Below are 21,148 nucleotides of genomic sequence, written 5' to 3' on the forward strand. Positions count from 1 at the left end.
ATGAACACCTTGCGCATCGGCTCCGGCGCCGGCTACTCCGGCGACCGTATAGAACCCGCCGTGGAACTGGCCGAACACGGCGACCTGGATTACCTGGTCTTCGAATGTCTGGCCGAACGCACCATCGCCCTGGCGCAACAGGCGCGTATCAGCGACCCGCAAGGCGGTTATGACCCGCTGCTGGCTGAGCGCATGCGCCGTGTCTTGCCCTTTGTGGGGCAGGGGACGGGGCGTCGACGCCTGCGCGTGATCACCAACATGGGCGCGGCCAACCCGCTGGCGGCGGCCAGTGAAGTACGGCGCATTGCTGGCGAGCTGGGCCTGGGCCTCAAGGTTGTGGCGGTGGTCGGGGATGACGTGCTGCATACCTTGTCTGCCGAGCAGTTGCTGGATAACGGCCAGACCGTAGGCGCATTGGGTGAGCGGCTGATTTCTGCCAATGCCTACCTGGGCGTGGAGGGCATTGTTCAAGCGTTGCGCGCCGACGCCGATGTGGTGATCACCGGGCGGGTGGCCGACCCTTCGCTGTTCCTGGCGCCGCAGATGTTCGAGTTCGGCTGGGCCTTCGATGATTGGCCGCGACTGGGCCGGGGCACGCTGGTGGGGCATTTGCTTGAGTGCGCGGGGCAGGTCAGTGGCGGTTATTTCGCCGATCCAGGCTTCAAGGATGTGGAGGATCTGGCGCGCCTGGGCTTTCCCCTGGCCGAGATCGACGCCGACGGCAACGCAGTGATCACCAAGGTGGCAGGCTCGGGTGGGCGGGTCAGCCGCGCGACCTGCGTCGAACAACTGATTTATGAAGTTCACGACCCGGCAGCTTATTTGACCCCGGATGTGACGGCCGACTTTTCCCTGGTGGGGTTTGTCGAGGAGGGCGTGGACCGGGTGCGTGCCCAGGGAGCCAGTGGGCGTGCCCGGCCTGATCAACTGAAGGTCAGCGTCGGTTATCTGGACGGTTGGATTGGTGAAGGGCAGATGTCCTACGGTGGTCCCGGCGCTGTCGCACGGGCCGAGTTGGCGCGGGAAGTGGTGCTCAAGCGTCTCGCGTTGATCGGGGTCAACATGCAGGACCTGCGTGCCGAGCTGATCGGCATGGATTCATTGCACGGCCCTCGCAGCAGCGTCGAGCCTTGGGAAGTGCGCCTGCGGGTTGCCGCCCGTTGTGACGAGCGCAGCGACGCCGTGCGGGTCGGCAATGAAGTAGAGACCCTCTACACCAACGGCCCGGCCGGCGGCGGTGGGGCGAGCAAGAGCGTGCGTCAGGTGGTGGCGGTGGCGTCGTTGCTGTTGCCCCGTGAAGCGGTCAAACCGAGGATTGAAGAATGAAACTGCACAGGCTGGCCCATTCCCGCACCGGGGATAAGGGCGACACGTCGAACATCTCGATCATTGCCTATCGCGCCGAGGATTATCCGTTGCTGTGTGAACAGCTGACGGCTGAGCGCGTGGCCGAGTTCTTTGCCGATTTACGCGATCCCGATGCGGCACCGGTTCAGCGCCATGAGTTGCCGAACGTGCAGGCGCTGAACTTCGTCCTGCCGGGAATCCTGCGCGGCGGCGTAACCCGCTCGCTGGCCCTGGACGCCCACGGCAAGTGCCTGGGTTCGGCATTGCTGGATCTCGACCTGACAATACCCACCTGATTTCTGTAGGAGCGAGCTTGCTCGCGAAGAACTCACAGGCACCGCGTTTATTCAGGCAGCCCCCGTTATCGTTGACGTTTTTCGCGAGCAAGCTCGCTCCTACATTGATCGCCGCGTACTTCAGATCGCAGCGAAGCGCTTGTCCAGGTAGTCAATGATCACCTTGGAGTCATACATCCAGGTGGTCTGGCCGTTCTCTTCGATGCGCAGGCATGGCACTTTGATCTTGCCGCCTTGCTCCAGCAGGGTCTGGCGGTCCTGCTCGTTGTTCTTCGCGTCCTTGAGCGCCACCGGCACATTCAGGCGGTGCAGGGTGCGACGGGTCTTCACGCAGAACGGGCAGGCGTGGAACTGATACAGGGTCAGGTCCTTGGCCGCAGCATTGACCTTGGCCTGTTGTTCGGCAGGGCGTTGCTTTTTGCGTGGGCGGGTAAGCAAGTCGCCCGCGATGATGACGTGGCCGAGGCCCACTCGAAGTGCTTTGACGAACATGGCTGAAACCTCTTGCCCATGACTGAGGGGGCGCAGCTTACCTGATTTCTGCAGGCGAAAAAAAACCGGCGATGAACGCCGGTTCCTTCCTGCCCAACCGGTTACTTGATCAGGCTGAGAAATTCGCTGCGGGTGGCCGCGTTCTCGCGGAACTCACCCAGCATCACCGAGGTGATCATCGACGAATTCTGCTTCTCCACACCGCGCATCATCATGCACATGTGCTTGGCCTCGATCACCACGGCCACGCCCAGGGCGCCTGTCACTTCCAATACGGCGTCGGCGATCTGGCGGCTGAGGTTTTCCTGGATCTGCAGGCGGCGCGCATACATGTCGACAATGCGTGCGACCTTCGACAGGCCCAGCACTTTGCCGCTCGGGATATACGCCACATGGGCCTTGCCGATAAACGGCAGCAGGTGGTGCTCGCACAACGAGTACAGCTCGATGTCCTTGACCAGCACCATTTCGCTATTGTCAGAGCTGAACAAGGCACCGTTGGTGACTTCCTCGAGTGTCTGTTCATAACCGCGGCAGAGGTACTGCATTGCCTTGGCGGCACGCTTTGGCGTGTCGAGCAGGCCCTCGCGGGACACGTCCTCGCCGAGTTGGCCGAGGATCGCGGTGTAATTCTGTTCCAGGGACATGAAACTACCTGTGGGATTTTCGCAAAGCGCAAGGTTACGGTGGCGGACACATCGCTGCAAGCCTGACGATGGCACTTGTTACTCGTCGCGCCCTTCCATCATGGTGCGCTTGAGCATCACATACACCGCGCCGGCACCGCCGTGACGAGCCTGGCAGGAGGTAAAGCCGAGCACCTGGGCATGCTGGCGCAGCCAGGTATTGACGTGACTCTTGATCATCGGGCGCTTGCCGTCCAACCGCATAGCCTTGCCATGGGTGACGCGCACGCAGCGGATTTCGAATTTGGTCGCTTCGGCCAGGAAGGCCCAGAGGGTTTCCCGGGCTTTTTCCACGGTCATGCCGTGCAGGTCGAGGCTGCCTTCGAACGGGATCTGGCCGGCCTTGAGCTTGCGCATCTGGCTTTCCTGCACGCCGTCGCGGGCCCACATCAGTTCATCTTCGGGGCCGACGTCGATCACGAACTGGTCCGACAGGCCGTCCACGGTAGTGGCATCGGTGCGCACGGTCGCGGCCTGGCGCAGCTTGGCGATCTGCGCGCGGTCAGTCTTGGGTTTGCCGGTGTCGGCGCGGTCGTGCTTGATCGGCTTGACGCCGCGCAGCTCGTTTTTGAACAGGGAAAAATCGTCGTCTTGCATGTCAGCCTCCGCGAAGGGCGGGCAGTTTACCTAAATCGCGGCGGCCAGGGCGCAGGAAACGCTATCCAAGCGCCATCAGTCGTGCTTTTTCATCAGGTGAGAGGCGATATTCAACGACAGCGGCTGGCGCATTTTCCGGCGGCTGCGACGCCACAACCACACGCCCAACCACAGCACCAGCAAGCCGATCCCCAGCAGGAGTGCCGAGCCGCCCGGGCTGGCATTCAGTTCGCCCAGGGCGGGCGAATGCCCAAACAGGCCGGCGCCACCAGCGCCCGCCAACAACAAGCCTACTATCGCCAGCAACGCGGCCATGCACGCTACCAGGCGCAGACGCCAATTGCTCGGGCCCTTGGGGCGCAAGCGACGAGCATCAAAACCATCGGATATCTTCATTCCGACCTTTCCTCCAGGGTATCGGCCCTTCGACCGGAAGATACACAGGTTGTTCCGGGGGGAGAGGTAAATGCGCCAAATGAGAGGGCTTTGCGGATGAGCGGAGCAATAAACACACCGCTCACCGCCAGCAGCCTCAGATCAAGTCTTTGGCCAGCGCCAGGGTGGCGAAGTTGTCTGCCATGATGGCCATTTCGGTTTGCTGCACATGCTCGGCGCTCAGGATACCGCCCTTGTAGGGCAGGTCGCGGGTGGCGCAGGCGTCTTCCACCAGGGTGCAGCGAAAGCCCAGGTTCTTGGCCGCGCGCACGGTGGTGCTGACGCTGGAGTGGCTCATGAAACCGCAGACGATCAGGTCCAGGGAGCCGAGGTCTTGCAGGTGTTTTTCCAGGCCGGTGCCATGGAAGGCGCTGGGCAGCAGTTTGCCGATGATGGTTTCGTCACCCTCAGGCTCTAGGCCCGGAATGAATTCGCCGCGCTCGCCCTGGGGGTCAAACAGGCCGCCCACGGTGCCCAGGTGGCGCACATGCACAATCGGGCGCCCGGCATTGCGCGCTGCGGTCACAAGCTGCTTGATGTTCTCTACCGCCGCGTCCATGCCCGAGAGGGCGAGCGGGCCGCTGAGGTATTCTTTCTGGGCGTCGATGATCACCAGGGTCGCATGATTGAGGTTGGCTGCTGCGTAACCGCGACCGCTGAGTTGAAACATCGTCTTTGGAACGGACATTCTGGGGCTCCTGTGAGTGGGGCTTTTGCGACATTGTCCACTGGCTGAGCGCTTCTGTGAATCGCTACTATCGTAAGGTACGCCGTTGCTGGCGTGCAGCCATGTCAAGAGGCAGGCCTGTTTAACACAATGCGGGCAGATTCGATGAAATCCGACGTACGGCGCCAGGTTTTTCGTACATCGTCGGTACAGGTGAAGGCTGTTAGAATCGCCAGTCGTTTTTTCCAGGAGCTTGCCCCGTGATCACTTCTCGCCTGCGCACCTTGCGCGACCACATCCGTTGGGCTGTCAGCCGTTTCCATGGGGAAGACCTGTTTTTTGGCCATGGCACCGACAATGCCTGGGACGAAGCCCGGCAATTGGTACTGGGCGCCTTGCACCTGCCGTGGGAAATCGCCGACAGCTATTTGGATTGCAACCTGGAAGAAGAGGAAATCTCCCACGTGCAGCGCTTGCTGCATCGCCGTATCCATGAGCGAGTGCCAACGGCCTACCTGTTGAAGGAGGCCTGGTTTTGCGGCATGTCGTTTATCGTCGATGAGCGCGTATTGATCCCGCGTTCACCCATAGGCGAGCTGATTGAAGACCGCTTCGAACCCTGGCTGGCCCAGCCGCCGGCACGCATCCTCGACCTGTGCACCGGCTCCGGTTGCATCGGCATCGCCTGTGCCTATGAATTCCCCGAGGCCGAAGTGGTGCTGGGAGACTTGTCCTTCGAAGCCCTGGAAGTGGCGAACCAGAACATTGAGCGCCATGGCGTCGACGAGCGGGTCTACACCGTGCAGGGCGATGGTTTTGACGGGCTACCCGGCCAGCGTTTCGACCTCATCGTGTCGAACCCGCCCTACGTGGATGCCGAAGATTTCGCCGACATGCCCGATGAATACCAGCACGAACCGGAACTGGGCCTGGCCTGCGGCGACGACGGCCTGAACCTGGTACGCCGGATGCTGGCTGAAGCTGCGGACCACCTCACCGAGAAGGGCCTGCTGATTGTCGAAGTGGGCAACAGCCAGGTGCATGTCGAGGCGCTGTACCCGGAAGTGGATTTCGCCTGGCTGGACTTCAAGCGCGGTGGGCATGGGGTGTTTATGTTGACGGCTGAGCAGTGCCGCCAACACCAGGCCGTTTTCGCTGCCCGGATATAACTGCAGAAACTCGGTCAATGTGGGAGCTGGCTTGCCTGCGATAGCGGTGGGTCAGCTTGCACTTGTGCTACTGATACATCGCTATCGCAGGCAAGCCAGCTCCCACATGTTGATTGCATTTCAATCTATCAGCGGTGTGTGGCAATCCAGATCAACAACCCCGCCTGAAACACCGTAAACGCCACCAGACAGGTGATGGTAAAGCGCAGCCCGCTGTCTTCACGCTTGAACTTGGTGACTTTCTCCTCTTCCTTGCGCAGCTTCACTTCCTGCTCCGCCAGGTTCTGCTCTGCCTGTTGCAGCATCTGCGCGGCTTCCAGGATCTCCACGAACTGCACTTTCTCGGTGTTCCAACTGTCCAGCACGTCGCTGACCTTGCCGGGTTGCACATTGCCCTTGAGGTGCTGCACATCGGCGTAGGCCACATCGAACCCCTGGATACGCAGGAAGTGATCGCGGCGCAGGCGCGTGGCTTCGTTGAGGGCGTCCTTATTGGCCAGGTCCACGCCGTCGACGCGGTAGTGGGACCACTTCTTCTTCGCCCAGGCGGCGCCTTGGGCCACCAGGAAGCGCCCGATACCGCGGTTGGCCGGCTCGATTTCCAGGCTGTTGCCGGGCCCGAAATGCACGCGGTGTTTATCGTGATCGACCCAGATATCCAGGTGGTTCTGCTCGCGCCGTACTCGCTGGCCCGGTAACTGGATGACCATGCGCAACAGGCTGTGGTGTTTATCATGGCGCTCGGCATAGCCGAACTGCACAAAGCGCAACGGCCGTGCGCCGGTCGCGCGGTCGGTGGCCAGCGGGGCCAGGCGCAGCATCTTGAAATGTTCGGCGTAAACGTCGGCCCACGGCAGGGCCGCTGCGGCGCCAGCTTCGGTTGCGGCCGTAGTTTCGGCGGTAGATTCGGGTGTTGTTTCGGTGGTTGTCATGCGGCGCGATCCTGTCCAAGCCCTGCGAGCCGACAGTCTTTTTACTGTCGACTCTGGACTTATCGGCCGTTTTTCCCAGGACTGGAGGCCAATTGCCGCTTAACGGGGTTGAAGTCCTTCGATAAAGCTGACGATACGTTGGCCCAGCTCCGCAGCCAGCGGCAGTTTCGGGTCATTGTAGGAGGCCAGTTGCTGCTTCACGTTATTGGGCACGATGCGCATCACGTGGTTCATGCCTTCGATCACCGTCAACTGCGCGTCGGGCTTGGCCTGCTTCAGTTGCCGGGCGTCGCCTACGCCAACCTGGATATCGTTGGTGCCCTGAATGATCAGCGCCGGCATGTCCAGGCGCGCAAAGGCGGCCGACGGATCGGCGCGGAACAGGCTGATCAGATACGGCTGCACGCTGGGTCGGAAAATACCCTCCAATGGGCGCGGCACGTCGGCGTCCACCTGGCCGGCCTTGAGGTGATCGAGTATTTCATTGCTGCGCAGCAGCAGGGCAGGGGGCAAGTGATCGGCCAGTTGCTGACGGATCACCTGGTCCACCGGGCGGGCGCTGCCAGACAAGGAAATGACCCCGGCCGGTTCAAGTTGCGGCGCGGCGAGGGCGGCGACCAGCGCGCCCTCGCTGTGGCCCAGCACAATCAGCGGGCCCATGCGCTTGTCGGCCTTGAGTAATTTGCCCCAGGCCACGGCGTCGGCCACATACGCCTCCAAAGTCAGGTTGCGTTCATCCGGCGTGGCCGCCAGGCTCGCGGCCACGCCGCGCTTGTCGTAGCGCACGCTGGCGATGTTATGCCGGGCCAGTACCCAGGCCAGGCGCTTGAGGCTGTCATTGCGCGCGCCGTCGGCGCTGTTGCCGTTACGGTCGGTGGGGCCGGAGCCGGCGATGATCAGCACCACCGGCACCGGTTTATCCGATTGCGGCAACAGCAGGGAGCCAAAGAGTTGGCCGCTGCCGGTGTCCAGGCTGATCGGGCGTTGCAAGACAACAGGGGAGGCGGCCTGGGCCACGGCGGTGAACAGGGTGAGGGTGAACAGCAGAACTCGCAGCATCATAGCGCCATCATTGGAGAGGTGCCGGTTGGACCAACGTCTACCGGTAAGGTTTCGAGGATGAACTAGTCGGTTAGCCTGCGTATACTGGCTGTCTTAAGTTATTACGGTTGACTTGATTCAACTGATTTCACGGAGCGCCCTGCATGTCCGGCAATACCTTCGGCAAGCTGTTCACTGTCACCACCGCGGGCGAAAGCCATGGCCCGGCGTTGGTCGCCATTGTCGACGGCTGCCCGCCAGGCCTGGAGCTGAGCCTGGACGACCTGCAGCGCGACCTCGACCGCCGCAAGCCCGGCACCAGCCGCCACACCACCCAGCGCCAGGAACCGGACGAAGTCGAAATCCTCTCCGGAGTGTTCGAAGGTCGCACCACGGGCTGCGCCATTGGCCTGTTGATTCGTAACACCGACCAGAAGTCCAAGGACTACTCGGCGATCAAGGACCTGTTCCGCCCGGCCCATGCCGACTACACCTACCACCACAAATACGGCGAACGCGACTACCGTGGCGGTGGCCGCAGCTCGGCGCGTGAAACCGCCATGCGCGTGGCCGCTGGCGCCATCGCCAAGAAATACCTGGCCACCCAGGGCATCGTCATCCGTGGCTACATGAGCCAGTTAGGCCCGATTGAAATCCCGTTCAAGACTTGGGACAGCGTCGAAGACAACGCCTTCTTCTGCCCCGACCCGGACAAGGTGCCGGAACTGGAGGCCTACATGGACCAGTTGCGCCGCGACCAGGACTCGGTCGGCGCGAAGATCACCGTGGTGGCCGAAGGCGTGAAACCGGGCCTGGGTGAGCCGATCTTTGATCGCCTCGACGCCGAACTGGCCCATGCGTTGATGAGCATCAACGCGGTGAAAGGCGTGGAAATCGGCGCCGGCTTCGCCTGCGTATCCCAGCGCGGTACCGAGCATCGCGATGAGATGACCCCTGAAGGTTTCCTCAGCAACAACGCGGGCGGCATCCTCGGCGGTATTTCTTCCGGCCAGCCAATCGTGGCGCACCTGGCGCTCAAGGCCACGTCGAGCATTACCACGCCTGGCCGTTCGATCGATGTGCACGGCAACCCGGTGGACGTGATCACCAAGGGCCGCCACGACCCGTGCGTCGGCATCCGTGCCACACCGATTGCCGAAGCCATGATGGCCATCGTGTTGATGGACCATCTGCTGCGCAACCGCGGGCAAAATGCCGATGTGCGCGTGAGTACCCCGATACTGGGCCAACTGTGATCGCCTGGGGCAATGAGCGAGCTTGTTGTGGCCAGCGAGCTTGCTCGCGCTGGGCTGCGCAGCAGCCCCAATAACATGCTCCCACCGCTCCCATACTGGCGCCTCTCCAGCTTCTACCTCTTCTATTTCGCCCTGCTGGGGGCGACCGCGCCGTTCCTGGCGCTGTACTTCGATCACCTCGGTTTCTCCAGCGCGCGCATCGGCGAGCTGGTGGCCATTCCCATGCTGATGCGCTGCGTGGCCCCCAACCTGTGGGGCTGGATCGGCGACTACACCGGCCGGCGCCTAGCCATTGTGCGATTCGGCGCGGTGTGCACCCTGGCCAGCTTCTGCCTGATTTTTGTCAGCAAAACCTACGCCTGGCTGGCGCTGGTGATGGCCCTGCACGCGTTCTTCTGGCACGCGGTGCTGCCGCAGTTTGAAGTCATCACCCTGGCCCACCTGCACAAGCAAACCTCGCGCTACAGCCAGATCCGTCTGTGGGGCTCCATTGGTTTTATCCTCACCGTGGTGGTTATGGGGCGCCTGTTCGATTGGCTGAGCCTGGATATTTACCCGGTGGTGGTCGTGGTAATCATGGCCGGCATCATCGGCGCCAGCCTGTGGGTACCGAACGCGCAGCCGGCCAGCCACGGCAACCGCCTGGCCGGCGATGGCTTTCTCAAGCAATTGCGCAGCCCAGGCGTGCTGGCGTTTTATGCCTGCGTGGCGCTGATGCAAATGAGCCATGGCCCGTATTACACCTTCCTCACCCTGCACCTGGAGCATTTGGGCTACAGCCGTGGCGTGATCGGCCTGCTGTGGGCGCTTGGGGTAGTGGCGGAAGTGCTGATGTTCCTGGCCATGAGCCGTATTCTTGCGCGCTTTTCGGTGCGCCGGGTGCTGCTCGCCAGCTTCTTGCTGGCGGCGCTGCGCTGGTGGCTGCTGGGTTCATTTGCCGAGGTTTTCTGGCTGCTGCTGGTGGCGCAGTTGATGCACGCCGCCACGTTCGGCAGCTTCCACGCGGCGGCGATTGCCTTTGTGCAACGCAGCTTCGGTGACCGCCAGCAAGGCCAGGGCCAGGCCCTATATGCCGCGCTGGCCGGCACCGGCGGCGCGCTCGGCGCCCTGTATTCCGGTTACAGCTGGAATCTGCTGGGGCCAACCTTCACGTTCAGTATCGCCAGCCTCGCGGCGCTGGCCGCCGCCATTATCATTGGCCTTCGATTGCAAGAGCCGAACCAAGGAACCGTGCAATGAGCTATGTAGCCGTCTACTCCATCGCCACCCCGGACACCCCGAACAAAGTGTTGACCCATGCCGACGACATCCAGTCGACCCTGGCCGAGCACGGTGTGCGGTTCGAACGCTGGCAGCCCAGCCCAATCGAAAAGGGCGCCAGTGCGGCGCAGATGATCGCCGCGTACCAGGCGCAGATCGATGCTCTGGGCTACGCCGCTGTTGAAGTGGTCAGCGTGACCCACGACCATCCACAGAAAGACGAGTTGCGCGCACAGTTCCTGGATGAACGTACCTACAGTGAAGATGAAGTGCGTTTCTTCATCGCAGGCCAGGGGCTGTTTACGCTGCACATAGGCGACTATGTGTACAGCTTGCGCTGTGAGAAGAATGACTTGCTGATCATCCCGGCCGGTGTACCGCACTGGTTCGACATCGGCGAAAACCCGCACTGTGTGACACTGCGTTTGTTCAACACGGCCCAAGGCGTTGTGCCCTCTTTGACCGGTGATGCGATTGCCGCCCGCTTTCCAAGGCTGGATGACTAAGCATAGATAACTGAATGTTCAACCCTGGCAAGTTGGAAGTTGCTGTGGGAAGAAACTTAATTATTTGTAGGGCAACGCTGTTTGTTCGGTGCTGTGCGCTTTGATTCCACTCTTTATGTAACTCTCTGTTCGGCGTCAATGTTTATGCCATCTGTCAATGGGAGGAATCCGAAAGATGGCAGCGCATCAGCAGATATAAGGAGAGAACAATGAGTGGCCCCGAGGAGACGTATCGCCCGTTGGTTATCGTGCCGACGGCTATCAGAAAACGCATGAGCTTGTCCGGCAAGCCCCTGACTTCCACCGAGCTGGAAATCCTGCGATGGGCCTCCGAGGGCAAGACCGTCTGGGAAATCAGCCATATTCGCGCCACCTCTGAAGCCACGGTTAAATTTCATCTGCGCAACATCTACGGCAAGCTGGATGTCACCAACCGTGTACAGGCAAAGAATGAGGCCGCCCGCCAGGGCTTATGTTAACGGCATGAAAAAGGGCCGCGACGCTGAATAGCGTCGCGGCCCTTTTTTTTTCGGATTTTCAGCTTAGGCCGAATGATAAGTCGGCAGCGCAAAGCGGTTCTGGCTTTGCAACATCGAAATCTGCGGCAGTTCGCTGGCTTGTTCAGCCAAGTCACGGCGAATGGCGCTGATGACCCAGGTCAGTTGATCGGCGGTGTGCAACTGCTGATAAGAGATCGAGCGCTTGACCTGTTTACCTTCGCTGTTGCGCAGGGTCAACAGGATACCGCCGTCCGGACGTGGCTGGGTGGTGACGTCGTAGTTGGAGAATACCGAAGCGAATTTATCTTGGATCAGGCTCATGTCTATCAGCTCCATTGGCTCAAGTTGGCAAGCATGGAGTGATAGGTGCAGTGATTGTGCCAGTATTGGATTTTCTAGAAAATCCTTATAAATCAGTTACTTATAAATTTATAGGATTTTCATTTTCGTGCAATTTGCATGAAGGGCCATCGTGCATCCTGCATTTTGCGCTATCTGCCCGGTGATTCTCCCGGCAGGAGGGGAAGGGCTGTAATGATACTGACCGTCTTTTGCCCGGAAAAATCCCGGTCGGCTGGCAGGCCGTCATCGCAGGCAAGGCGGCTCCCACATTTAAATGGTGGAGTGTCAGGGGGATAGGCATCGGGCGGCCGCCACGGGATACAAAACTTTTCAAATCCCGCGTGTACAGCCAAAGAACCGCTGACGTATTTTCCGCTACACCAGTCGATGTACCTGGACCAGACCAAGAATAAGAAAAGGGACGTCCCTCCATGACTCATCAGCAAGTCGACATGATCACCTGGCGCATGATGCTGCGTAAGGTGCCTGCCATTGTTCGGGCGCTCCCACGGGTGGTGCGCGGCATGCGTGCGGCCAACGTCACCGACCCCAACCAACCCTGCGGCCTGGGCTGGCATTTCGAACAAGCCACCTTGCGTAACCCTGACGGTGCTGCCCTGCTGTATGGGGACAGCGTGATCAGCTACCGCGACGCCAATCAGTGCGCCAATCGCATTGCCCATCACTTGCAGGCCCAGGGCATCCGCAAGGGCGATGTGGTAGCGCTGTTTATCGAGAATCGCCCCGAGTTGCTGCTCAACGTGCTGGCCGTGGCCAAGCTGGGCGGCATCTGCGCCATGCTCAACACGGCGCAAACTCAAGGGGCGCTGGTACACAGCCTGACCCTGGTCAAGCCGGTTGCCATTGTGGTCGGTGCCGAATTGCTGAGCCCTTACGCAGCAGTGCGCGATCAAGTCCAGATCCCGGCCGAGCGCACTTGGTTCGTGGCCGATCAGCCGGGCAGTAGGGTGCCCGACGGCTACATCGACCTGATGGCCGCCAGTGCCGAAAGCCCGGTGGACAACCCGGCGAGTTCCGCGCAGGTGTTCTTCCACGATCCCTGCTTCTATATCTACACCTCCGGCACCACCGGCTTGCCCAAGGCCGGCATCATGAAGCACGGGCGCTGGACCAAAACCGCCGTGAGCTTCGGCAGTATCGCCCTGGACATGGGGCCACAGGACGTCCTCTATTGCACCTTGCCGCTGTACCACGCCACCGGCCTGTGCGTGTGCTGGGGGGCGGCGATTATCGGTGCGTCCGGCTTTGCCATTCGGCGCAAATTCAGCGCCAGCCAGTTCTGGGACGATGCACGCCAGTTCAAGGCGACCACTCTGGGCTATGTCGGTGAGCTGTGCCGCTATCTGCTCGACCAGCCCGCGAGTGCGCAGGACCGCGATAACCAGGTGACCAAGATGGTCGGCAACGGCCTGCGCCCCGGTGTGTGGGCGCAGTTCAAGCAGCGCTATGGTGTGGAGCATATCTGCGAACTGTATGCCGCCAGCGACGGCAATATCGGCTTTACCAACGTGCTGAACTTTGACAACACCATCGGCTTTTGCCTGCAGCATTGGGCGCTGGTGGACTACGCCCATGACACTGGTGAACCGCTGCGCGGCAGCAACGGGTTCATGGTCAAGGTGCCCACCGGCGGGCAGGGCCTGTTATTGGCGCGCATTGATGATAAGTCGCCCTTCGACGGTTACACCGACCCGGAAAAGAACCGCAAGGTGGTACTGACCGACGTATTCGAAAAAGGCGACCGCTATTTCAACACCGGCGACCTGGTGCGCAGCATCGGTTTCGGGCATGCGCAATTTGTCGATCGCCTGGGGGATACCTATCGCTGGAAGGGCGAAAACGTCTCGACCACCGAGGTGGAAAACGTCCTGCTGAAACACCCGCAGATCGCTGAAGTGGTGGCCTATGGCGTCCAGATCGACAACACCAACGGCCGCGCCGGCATGGTCGCCATCACCCCCAGCGAATCCCTGGCCAGCCTGGACATGCGCGAACTGCTGCAATTCGCCCACGGCCAGTTGCCCCCTTATGCGGTGCCGTTGTTTTTGCGGATCAAGGTGAAGATGGAAACCACCGGCACGTTCAAGTACCAGAAAGTGAAGCTCAAGGAGCAAGGGTTCGACCCGGACAAGGCTGGCAATGACCCGGTCTACGCCTGGTTGCCGGGTTCGGACAGCTATGTGCCGGTGACCGGGCAATTGCTGGCGCAGATCCAGGGCGGCCAATTCCGTTATTGATTCTGGCTATGGCGGCTTTTCACAAAAAAGCCATGACACCGGGGAACTCCATCGCGACACTGGGCGCCTTAAACAGTTATGTCAGTCGCCTCAGCAAGGAGCCCCCATGTCAGATCAGCCTAAACAAATGACCGAAGACGAAGCCGCCGAGTTTGCCGAGCAAGTCTTCGACGTCGCTCGGCGCGGCGACGCCGCCATGCTTGCCGCACTGTTGGCGAAAGGCCTGCCGGCCAACTTTCGTAATCACAATGGCGACACCCTGTTGATGTTTGCGGCGTACCACGGCCATGCCGAGGCGGTCAAAGTGCTGCTGGAGTTCAAGGCCGACCCCCTGATCGCCAACGACAAGAACCAGTTGCCGATTGCCGGCGCGGCGTTCAAAGGCAACCTGCCGGTGGTCCAGGCGTTGATCGAGGGCGGCACGCCGATTGACGCGGCCTCCTCGGACGGGCGTACGGCCTTGATGATGGCGGCGATGTTCAACCGCGTTGACATGGTTGATTACCTGCTTGGTAAAGGCGCAAACCCCAAGGCCACCGATGCACAAGGCGCGACGGCACTGGCCGCGGCGCAGACCATGGGCGCGGTGGATACGGCGGCGCAGTTGCAGAAACTGGTGTAGGCTACGCGCCCTTCAAAACTTGCCCGTTACAGGATCGCCCCATGAAAACCGCCCTCGTCGAACTCATCAGCAAAATCAGCGCCGGCGTCATGGGGGAGGATGAGGTAGCGCGTATTGCCGACGAAGCGGCCCAGGCCTACGCGGACCCGGCGGCGTTCCTGGCGGCCAATCCGGATATCAACTACGACGACAGTTTCCCGATCCCGCTGGGGGAGTGGGTGGTGGTCGGTAGCCTGCCGGACACGGTGTTGTTCCAGGCCGATACCTATGGCGACCTGTTTGCCCAGATCGTTGCGTCGTTCGGTCCGGGCGTGGCGTTCAACCTCAAGCCCAAGCAACTGGCCAAGACCGAAGACCTGACCGCGCTCAACCGCATCCAGATCCAGATGAGCGCCCTGAGCCCCGAAGATGGCGGTTATGTGCTGATGAACTTCAGCCAGTTGCTGGACGACGAGATCCAGGCAGTGCTGGTGTTCGGCAACGACCTGGCGCGGGTACTGGAACTGTGTGCCGAAGTCGGCATCAAGGCCGAACCGTCATTGGAAGCCTTAAAGATTGCCGTACACGTCTGAAATAAAACGGAACCCGCGCCAAGGCTGACTATCCTACAAGTGCATGCCCTCACTTAGGAGCGACACCATGGGTTCCACGTTTAATAGTCTGATTGGCCTGATCATCCTCGCGCTGGATATCTGGGCGATCATCAACGTGTTCAAAAGCGGCGCCAGCACCGGCGCCAAAGTGCTGTGGATCCTGTTGATCCTGCTGTTGCCAGTGCTGGGCCTGATCATCTGGGCTATCGCCGGGCCGCGCGGTAACGTGCGGATCTGACGACCCACTCGATTTGGAGCGGGCACAGTCAATGTGGGAGCTGGCTTGCCTGCGATAGCGGTGGGTCAGCTTGCATTGTATTGGTTGACACACCGCTATCGCAGGCAAGCCAGCTCCCACAGTGGGGTTTACGGCGTTAATTAAATTTGTGTGTCGAAAGTATTCGCCGCACGAAATTTTCACATCCCATCCAAGACAATTCGCCGGCTTTATCCGGCTGCCAGGGCTCTATCTCCAGTGCCCTTAAAGGCAGGGCTGTGCCTTACGTTCAGTAATTAATAGCCTTGCCGGCCTCGATCGGGCACCATTTGTGCCACCGCGTTAACCGCCTACCCCAGCCAGCCTGGGCGAGGGACGGACGCCACTGCATTATTTCGCAACTTAAACTTCCAATGGGTCCTAAAACGACATGGCAAACCCGGACGCCCTGAATCAGCAGCGAGCTTCAAATCGCCTGCTGCAACCGACCGTCAAATCCCATCTGGCGTACACGCTGCTCTGCGCATTGGTCATGATGGTGATGTTTTCCCTGCTGCGCCTGGCGTTGCTGGTCTACAACCGCGAGATGATCCTCGATACGCCGGCCTCGACGTTCCTTGAAGCGTTCGCCAACGGCCTGCGCCTGGACATTCGCCTGGTGATGTACCTGCTGATTCCGCTGCTGTTGGCGCTGTTCAGCGTGCGGGCCATGGCGGCGCGCGGGTTCTTCCGTTTGTGGCTGACCGTCGCGTCCAGCATCGCCTTGTTCCTGGGCTTGATGGAGATGGACTTCTACCGCGAATTCCACCAGCGCCTCAACGGCCTGGTCTTCCAGTATGTGAAGGAAGACCCGAAAACCGTGATGAGCATGCTCTGGTACGGTTTCCCGGTGGTGCGTTACCTGCTGGCCTGGGCCGTGGGCACGCTGATCCTGAGCATGGCCTTCAAGGGCGCTGACCGCGCAACGCGCCCACGGGGCCCGTTCAGCGGCGGCACTATCAGCACGCGCCAGGTGGCGCCATGGTACAGCCGCATCGCAGTGTTCATGGTTTGCCTGCTGGTCGCCGTGGTCGCCATCCGTGGCACCCTGCGCCAGGGGCCACCGCTGCGTTGGGGTGACGTCTACACCACCGATTCGAACTTCGCCAACCAGTTGGGCCTCAATGGCACCTTGTCGCTGATCGCGGCGGCCAAGGCGCGCTTTGGTGAAGACCGCGCCAACATCTGGAAGGCGACCCTGGAACAACCGCTGGCCACCCAGACCGTGCGTGACATGCTGGTGCTGCCGCAAGAGAAGCTGGTAGACACCGACACCGCTGCCGTGCGTCGTGACTTCACGCCACCGGCCGAGAAAACCCTGCCGATCAAGAACGTCGTGGTGATCCTGATGGAAAGCTTCGCTGGTCATTCGGTGGGCGCATTGGGACGTCCGGGCAATATCACCCCGTACTTCGACAAGTTGACCCACGAGGGCTTGCTGTTCGACCGCTTCTTCTCCAACGGCACCCACACCCACCAGGGTATGTTCGCCACCATGGCCTGCTTCCCGAACCTGCCGGGTTTCGAATACCTGATGCAGACTCCGGAAGGCAGCCACAAGCTGTCGGGCCTGCCGCAGTTGCTCAGTGCGCGTGATTTCGACGATGTGTATGTCTACAACGGCGATTTCGCCTGGGACAATCAGTCGGGCTTCTTCAGCAACCAGGGCATGACCAACTTCATCGGCCGCAATGACTTCGTCGACCCGGTGTTCTCCGACCCGACATGGGGCGTGTCCGACCAGGACATGTTCAACCGTGGCCTGGAAGAACTGAAGGCGCGCGAAGGCGGCAAGCCGTTCTACGCACTGCTGCAAACCCTGTCCAACCACACGCCGTACGCATTGCCGACCCCGTTGCCGGTAGAGAAGGTCACCGACCGTGGCAGCCTCAACGAGCATTTGACGGCCATGCGCTACTCCGACTGGGCCTTGGGCCAGTTCTTTGAAAAGGCCCGCAAGGAGCCGTACTTCAAGGAAACCCTGTTCGTGATCGTCGGTGACCACGGCTTTGGCAATGAGCAGCAGATCACCGAGATGGACCTGGGTCGCTTCAACGTGCCGATGCTGATGATTGCACCGGGCATGCGCGAGAAGTTCGGTGAGCGTGACCACACCGTGGGCACCCAGATCGACATCGTGCCGACCATCATGGGCCGCCTGGGCGGCGATACCTTGCACCAGTGCTGGGGCCGCGACCTGCTGAACCTGCCGGAAGGTGACAAGGGTTTCGGCGTGATCAAGCCATCGGGCAGCGACCAGACCGTGGCCTTGCTCACCGGCGACCGCGTACTGGTATTGCCCAAGGAAATGCCACCCAAGTTGTGGGAATACACACTGGGCGCCGAGCCAACTGGCAAGGTGATTCCTGAGTCGCCGGACGAAGCTGTGCTCAAGCAGAAGCTCGAGTCGTTCCTGCAGACCGCGACCAAGAGCCTGCTGGATAACACCGCAGGTGTGGTAGATGGCAAACCGGACTAACTGACCGGCAATAAAAAAGAGGCCCTCTAGAGGGCCTCTTTTTTTTGCTTTCTTACTTGTAGGAGAGAGCTTGCTCGGGAAGAAGGTCAACGATAACGCGCGTCCTGAATAAACGCGGCGCCTGTACCTTTTTCGCGAGCAAGCTCGCACCTACAAAAAGCGTAGCGCGGCGTTTATATCTTGCCGAGCAACAACAGCACCAGCAGAACAACCAGCACCACACCCAGGATACCCGACGGTCCATAACCCCAGTTACGCGAGTGCGGGAACACGGGCAGGCCACCGACCAGCAGCAGGATCAGGATAATAATCAGAATGAGGCTCATGGTTTTATTCCTTATAGGTTCTTTGCAAAAACCGGCTGTTTAACCGTTGGTTCGTCCATGTACAGTGGGACGCCTTACCCATTCCGACTCTGCTACTTCGTAGAAAATTCATTGTTTTTATAAAACATTTTGATGTGACGCTTATTTCTTTTAACGCGTGCGCAACTTGAACTAATCAGTTGAAAAAAATTGAACTTAGTCGATAGGCACGCTTGCGACCGAGCCCGCGGTTTGCCCGGGGCATTCATCACCCTGATGGTGCGTGGGTAGAGCAAAAACCTTCGCTACACTGCCGGTCACTTCTTTCGTGAACCACAAGGCTACCTCCTATGCAAAACCGCATGATGATCACTGGCGCCGGGTCTGGCCTGGGTCGCGAAATCGCTCTGCGCTGGGCCCGTGAAGGCTGGCAGTTGGCATTGTCTGATGTCAGCGAGCCCGGTTTGCAGGAAACCCTCAAGCAGGTTCGCGAAGCAGGGGGGGATGGCTTTATCCAGCGCTGTGACGTGCGTGACTACAGCCAGCTCACGGCCTTCGCCCAGGCCTGTGAGGTGAAGCTCGGGGGCATCGATGTGATCGTCAATAACGCCGGCGTGGCCTCGGGCGGGTTCTTCGCTGAACTGTCCCTGGAGGATTGGGACTGGCAGATCGCAATCAACCTGATGGGCGTCGTCAAAGGCTGCAAGGCGTTCCTGCCGCTGTTGGAAAAGAGCAAGGGGCGGATCATCAACATCGCGTCAATGGCAGCGCTGATGCAAGGCCCGGCCATGAGCAACTACAACGTGGCCAAGGCGGGCGTGGTGGCGTTGTCCGAGAGCCTGTTGGTGGAGCTCAAGCAACAGGAAGTGGGCGTGCATGTGGTGTGCCCGTCGTTTTTCCAGACCAACCTGCTCGACTCGTTCCGTGGGCCAACCCCAGCCATGAAGGCTCAAGTGGGCAAGTTGCTTGAGAGTTCGCCCATCTCGGCGGCGGATATTGCCGACTACATTTACCAGCGCGTGGCCGAAGGCGAATTCATGATCCTGCCCCACGAGCAAGGCCGCATGGCTTGGGCGTTGAAACAGAAAAATCCGCAGTTGCTGTATGACGAAATGACCCTGATGGCCGACAAGATGCGCGCCAAGGCGCAAGCTGTGAAGGGCTGATTTGGCTGGGGTCTGTCAGGCAAGTTACCTACCTGTGTAGGCAACGCCTGATTTGCCCGCAAGCCATTGCCGGTCCAGTGCCAAGGGGGCATGGTCGAGGTCCTGTTATTTGCAAAGGACAACCGCCATGCTGGTCTTAAGCCGTGCCATAGGCGAAGCCATCGCCATTGGCGATGACATCACCGTGCATATCCTTGACGTGAACGGTACTCACGTGAAATTCGGCATCGAGGCACCGATGGGTGTCAACGTGTACCGCGCCGAGGTGTACCGCAAGATTCTCAAAGGCGAGGGCCAAGCTACCCATCCCGTGCCGGTACCCAACCTTTAGGCGCAGCTTTCAGTCGAACAGGTGCTTGGGCACATCGTGCTTGAGCATCAACTGGCATTGCTCGCTTTCGGGGTCGAAGACGATCAGCGCCTGGCCTTTGGTCAGCGCCTGGCGCACGCGCAGCACGCGGGTTTCCAGGGGCGTGTCGTCGCCATTGTCGGTGCCGTCGCGGGTGACGAAGTCTTCGATGAGGCGGGTCAGGGTGTCGACTTCAAGTGCATCGTAGGGAATCAGCATACAAGCCTCAGGTGTCAGGTCCCGGCGATGCTACTGTGCCGGGACCTTTGTTGCCAGTATCAACTCACCGCGTCAGGACTTCTGGCCGACCAGGCTGTCCACCGACGGCACGCGGGTGTCGCTCTCCATTTGCGTTTCATGCTCGATCTGATGACTGAACCGATCCAGTGAGCCCTGGGCCGGTTGCGCATCGCTGGCAAACACCGGCGGGCTGAGGATGTAAGCGCCCAGCAAGCGGCTCAGGGCGGCCAGGCTGTCTATATGGGTACGCTCGTAACCGTGGGTGGCGTCACAACCGAAGGCCAGCAGGGCGGTGCGTATATCATGGCCGGCGGTGACCGCCGAGTGCGCATCGCTGAAGTAATAGCGGAACAGATCGCGGCGTACCGGCAGGTCGTTCTCCGACGCCAGGCGCAGCAAGTGGCGGGACAGGTGATAATCATAGGGCCCGCCGGAGTCCTGCATGGCCACGCTCACCGCGTGTTCGCTGGAGTGCTGGCCGGGGGCGACCGGGGCAATATCGATGCCGACAAACTCACTCACATCCCAGGGCAGGGCGGCCGCTGCACCACTGCCGGTTTCCTCGGTAATGGTGAACAGCGGGTGGCAGTCGATCAGCAAGGGTTCGCCACTGTCGACGATGGCCTTGAGCGCGGCGAGCAGGGCGGCGACGCCGGCCTTGTCGTCCAGGTGGCGAGCGCTGATATGCCCGCTCTCGGTGAACTCGGGCAGTGGGTCGAACGCCACGTAGTCACCGACGCTGATGCCCAGGGAGTCGCAGTCGGCACGCGTGGCGCAGTAGGCGTCCAGGCGCAGTTCCACATGGTCCCAGCTCACCGGCATTTCATCCACGGCAGTGTTGAACGCGTGCCCGGAGGCCATCAACGGCAATACGCTGCCGCGAATCACGCCGTTGTCGGTGAACAGGCTGACCCGGCTGCCTTCGGCAAAGCGGCTCGACCAGCAGCCCACCGGCGCCAGGGTCAGGCGCCCGTTGTCCTTGATCGCACGCACGGCGGCGCCGATGGTGTCCAGGTGGGCGGAGACGGCGCGGTCAGGGCTGTTTTTCTGGCCCTTGAGGGTAGCGCGAATGGTGCCGCGCCGGGTCATTTCAAACGGAATGCCGAGCTCTTCCAGGCGTTCGGCGACGTAACGCACGATGGTGTCGGTAAAACCGGTGGGGCTGGGAATGGCGAGCATTTCCAGCAGCACTTTTTGCAGGTACGCGAGATCGGGTTCGGGAATGGTTCGGGTCATGGAAACTCCTGATGAGTTGAGGGCGATCGACGCTCTGCGATCGTGCGATCGTTCCCACGTTCTGCGTGGGAATGCCTCAGGGACGCTCTGCGTCCGCTGTGATGACGCAGAGCGTCAC

General features: G+C 60.7%; 25 protein-coding genes. 14 read left to right on the forward strand and 11 right to left on the reverse strand.

The window, feature by feature from the left end:
* Nucleotides 1-1,326 carry an acyclic terpene utilization AtuA family protein gene (locus FXO12_RS27935; protein WP_057976999.1) on the forward strand — a complete coding sequence of 442 codons (1,326 nt, stop codon included), beginning with the start codon at nt 1-3 and terminating at the stop codon, nt 1,324-1,326.
* The gene (locus FXO12_RS27940; RefSeq protein ID WP_020302240.1) at nt 1,323-1,643 is read left to right on the forward strand and encodes a hypothetical protein; all 321 of its coding nucleotides are present in this window, start codon (nt 1,323-1,325) and stop codon (nt 1,641-1,643) included. The genes FXO12_RS27935 and FXO12_RS27940 overlap by 4 nt, the downstream gene beginning before the upstream one ends.
* 120 nt (nt 1,644-1,763) lie before the next feature.
* Here FXO12_RS27940 and FXO12_RS27945 read toward each other — a convergent pair whose 3' ends face one another.
* The 5 genes from FXO12_RS27945 to FXO12_RS27965 all read right to left on the reverse strand — a co-directional run bounded on the left by FXO12_RS27945 (nt 1,764) and on the right by FXO12_RS27965 (nt 4,541).
* Nucleotides 1,764-2,135, reverse strand: a complete 372-nt coding sequence (locus tag FXO12_RS27945; protein WP_054896327.1) for a glutathione S-transferase N-terminal domain-containing protein — start codon at nt 2,133-2,135, stop codon at nt 1,764-1,766.
* A 101-nt stretch (nt 2,136-2,236) separates the two neighbouring features.
* Nucleotides 2,237-2,782: a GTP cyclohydrolase I FolE gene (gene folE, locus FXO12_RS27950; protein WP_014719282.1), complete on the reverse strand. Its 546-nt coding sequence runs from the start codon at nt 2,780-2,782 to the stop codon at nt 2,237-2,239.
* 78 nt (nt 2,783-2,860) lie between these two features.
* Entirely contained in the window at nt 2,861-3,418 is a 558-nt protein-coding gene (locus tag FXO12_RS27955; RefSeq protein ID WP_160049783.1) for a Smr/MutS family protein, read from the reverse strand.
* A gap of 75 nt (nt 3,419-3,493) precedes the next feature.
* Entirely contained in the window at nt 3,494-3,814 is a 321-nt protein-coding gene (locus FXO12_RS27960) for a hypothetical protein (protein WP_014719281.1), read from the reverse strand.
* Nucleotides 3,815-3,950: 136 nt separating this feature from the next.
* Nucleotides 3,951-4,541 carry a cysteine hydrolase family protein gene (locus FXO12_RS27965; RefSeq protein ID WP_057977001.1) on the reverse strand — a complete coding sequence of 197 codons (591 nt, stop codon included), beginning with the start codon at nt 4,539-4,541 and terminating at the stop codon, nt 3,951-3,953.
* Nucleotides 4,542-4,780: 239 nt separating this feature from the next.
* On the opposite strand from FXO12_RS27965, the gene prmB reads away from it, so the two are divergent.
* A complete protein-coding gene (gene prmB, locus FXO12_RS27970) occupies nt 4,781-5,689 on the forward strand; it encodes a 50S ribosomal protein L3 N(5)-glutamine methyltransferase (RefSeq protein ID WP_034126143.1) in 909 nt (302 codons plus the stop codon).
* 128 nt (nt 5,690-5,817) lie between these two features.
* Here prmB and FXO12_RS27975 read toward each other — a convergent pair whose 3' ends face one another.
* Nucleotides 5,818-6,621: a hypothetical protein gene (locus FXO12_RS27975; RefSeq protein ID WP_057977003.1), complete on the reverse strand. Its 804-nt coding sequence runs from the start codon at nt 6,619-6,621 to the stop codon at nt 5,818-5,820.
* A 99-nt stretch (nt 6,622-6,720) separates the two neighbouring features.
* Nucleotides 6,721-7,683, reverse strand: coding sequence for an alpha/beta hydrolase (locus tag FXO12_RS27980; RefSeq protein ID WP_019818577.1), 963 nt, complete (start codon nt 7,681-7,683; stop codon nt 6,721-6,723).
* Between the two features lie 143 nt (nt 7,684-7,826).
* Between FXO12_RS27980 and aroC the strand changes: the two genes are divergently transcribed.
* From aroC to FXO12_RS28000, 4 genes are all read left to right on the forward strand, one after another.
* A complete protein-coding gene (gene aroC / locus FXO12_RS27985) occupies nt 7,827-8,918 on the forward strand; it encodes a chorismate synthase (protein WP_003192786.1) in 1,092 nt (363 codons plus the stop codon).
* A gap of 75 nt (nt 8,919-8,993) precedes the next feature.
* Nucleotides 8,994-10,157: an MFS transporter gene (locus FXO12_RS27990; protein WP_034126374.1), complete on the forward strand. Its 1,164-nt coding sequence runs from the start codon at nt 8,994-8,996 to the stop codon at nt 10,155-10,157.
* On the forward strand, nt 10,154-10,684 hold the full coding sequence (locus tag FXO12_RS27995) for an acireductone dioxygenase (RefSeq protein ID WP_057977005.1): 531 nt from the start codon (nt 10,154-10,156) through the stop codon (nt 10,682-10,684). Before FXO12_RS27990 ends, FXO12_RS27995 begins: the two co-directional genes overlap by 4 nt.
* Before the next feature lie 209 nt (nt 10,685-10,893).
* On the forward strand, nt 10,894-11,163 hold the full coding sequence (locus FXO12_RS28000; protein WP_057977007.1) for a response regulator transcription factor: 270 nt from the start codon (nt 10,894-10,896) through the stop codon (nt 11,161-11,163).
* 63 nt (nt 11,164-11,226) lie between these two features.
* Here FXO12_RS28000 and FXO12_RS28005 read toward each other — a convergent pair whose 3' ends face one another.
* A complete protein-coding gene (locus tag FXO12_RS28005) occupies nt 11,227-11,505 on the reverse strand; it encodes a DUF3509 domain-containing protein (RefSeq protein WP_003172952.1) in 279 nt (92 codons plus the stop codon).
* A gap of 452 nt (nt 11,506-11,957) precedes the next feature.
* Here FXO12_RS28005 and FXO12_RS28010 point away from each other — a divergent pair, with 452 nt between their 5' ends.
* The 5 genes from FXO12_RS28010 to FXO12_RS28030 all read left to right on the forward strand — a co-directional run bounded on the left by FXO12_RS28010 (nt 11,958) and on the right by FXO12_RS28030 (nt 17,734).
* Complete coding sequence (locus tag FXO12_RS28010; protein ID WP_057977009.1) at nt 11,958-13,784, forward strand: long-chain-acyl-CoA synthetase; 1,827 nt, start codon at nt 11,958-11,960, stop codon at nt 13,782-13,784.
* Between the two features lie 106 nt (nt 13,785-13,890).
* Complete coding sequence (locus FXO12_RS28015; RefSeq protein ID WP_160049784.1) at nt 13,891-14,406, forward strand: ankyrin repeat domain-containing protein; 516 nt, start codon at nt 13,891-13,893, stop codon at nt 14,404-14,406.
* A gap of 41 nt (nt 14,407-14,447) precedes the next feature.
* Nucleotides 14,448-14,978 carry a hypothetical protein gene (locus FXO12_RS28020; protein WP_032903736.1) on the forward strand — a complete coding sequence of 177 codons (531 nt, stop codon included), beginning with the start codon at nt 14,448-14,450 and terminating at the stop codon, nt 14,976-14,978.
* A gap of 67 nt (nt 14,979-15,045) precedes the next feature.
* Complete coding sequence (locus tag FXO12_RS28025) at nt 15,046-15,237, forward strand: PLDc N-terminal domain-containing protein (protein WP_003192770.1); 192 nt, start codon at nt 15,046-15,048, stop codon at nt 15,235-15,237.
* Between the two features lie 409 nt (nt 15,238-15,646).
* Nucleotides 15,647-17,734, forward strand: a complete 2,088-nt coding sequence (locus FXO12_RS28030) for an LTA synthase family protein (RefSeq protein WP_034126149.1) — start codon at nt 15,647-15,649, stop codon at nt 17,732-17,734.
* Between the two features lie 173 nt (nt 17,735-17,907).
* Here FXO12_RS28030 and FXO12_RS28035 read toward each other — a convergent pair whose 3' ends face one another.
* Nucleotides 17,908-18,060 carry a DUF3309 family protein gene (locus FXO12_RS28035; RefSeq protein WP_003192767.1) on the reverse strand — a complete coding sequence of 51 codons (153 nt, stop codon included), beginning with the start codon at nt 18,058-18,060 and terminating at the stop codon, nt 17,908-17,910.
* Nucleotides 18,061-18,389: 329 nt separating this feature from the next.
* On the opposite strand from FXO12_RS28035, the gene FXO12_RS28040 reads away from it, so the two are divergent.
* Together FXO12_RS28040 and csrA are read left to right on the forward strand one after the other, a co-directional pair.
* Complete coding sequence (locus FXO12_RS28040; protein WP_057977010.1) at nt 18,390-19,205, forward strand: SDR family oxidoreductase; 816 nt, start codon at nt 18,390-18,392, stop codon at nt 19,203-19,205.
* Between the two features lie 127 nt (nt 19,206-19,332).
* Entirely contained in the window at nt 19,333-19,536 is a 204-nt protein-coding gene (gene csrA, locus FXO12_RS28045) for a carbon storage regulator CsrA (RefSeq protein WP_057977011.1), read from the forward strand.
* Between the two features lie 9 nt (nt 19,537-19,545).
* Here csrA and FXO12_RS28050 read toward each other — a convergent pair whose 3' ends face one another.
* Both FXO12_RS28050 and FXO12_RS28055 read right to left on the reverse strand, forming a co-directional pair.
* Nucleotides 19,546-19,773 carry a YheU family protein gene (locus FXO12_RS28050; protein ID WP_003192759.1) on the reverse strand — a complete coding sequence of 76 codons (228 nt, stop codon included), beginning with the start codon at nt 19,771-19,773 and terminating at the stop codon, nt 19,546-19,548.
* Between the two features lie 72 nt (nt 19,774-19,845).
* The gene (locus FXO12_RS28055) at nt 19,846-21,030 is read right to left on the reverse strand and encodes an osmoprotectant NAGGN system M42 family peptidase (protein ID WP_034126152.1); all 1,185 of its coding nucleotides are present in this window, start codon (nt 21,028-21,030) and stop codon (nt 19,846-19,848) included.
* Between the last annotated feature and the right edge of the window lie 118 nt (nt 21,031-21,148).

The organism is Pseudomonas sp. J380, from assembly GCF_009827115.1.
In the GTDB taxonomy this organism is placed as follows: Bacteria; Pseudomonadota; Gammaproteobacteria; order Pseudomonadales; family Pseudomonadaceae; genus Aquipseudomonas; species Aquipseudomonas paracarnis.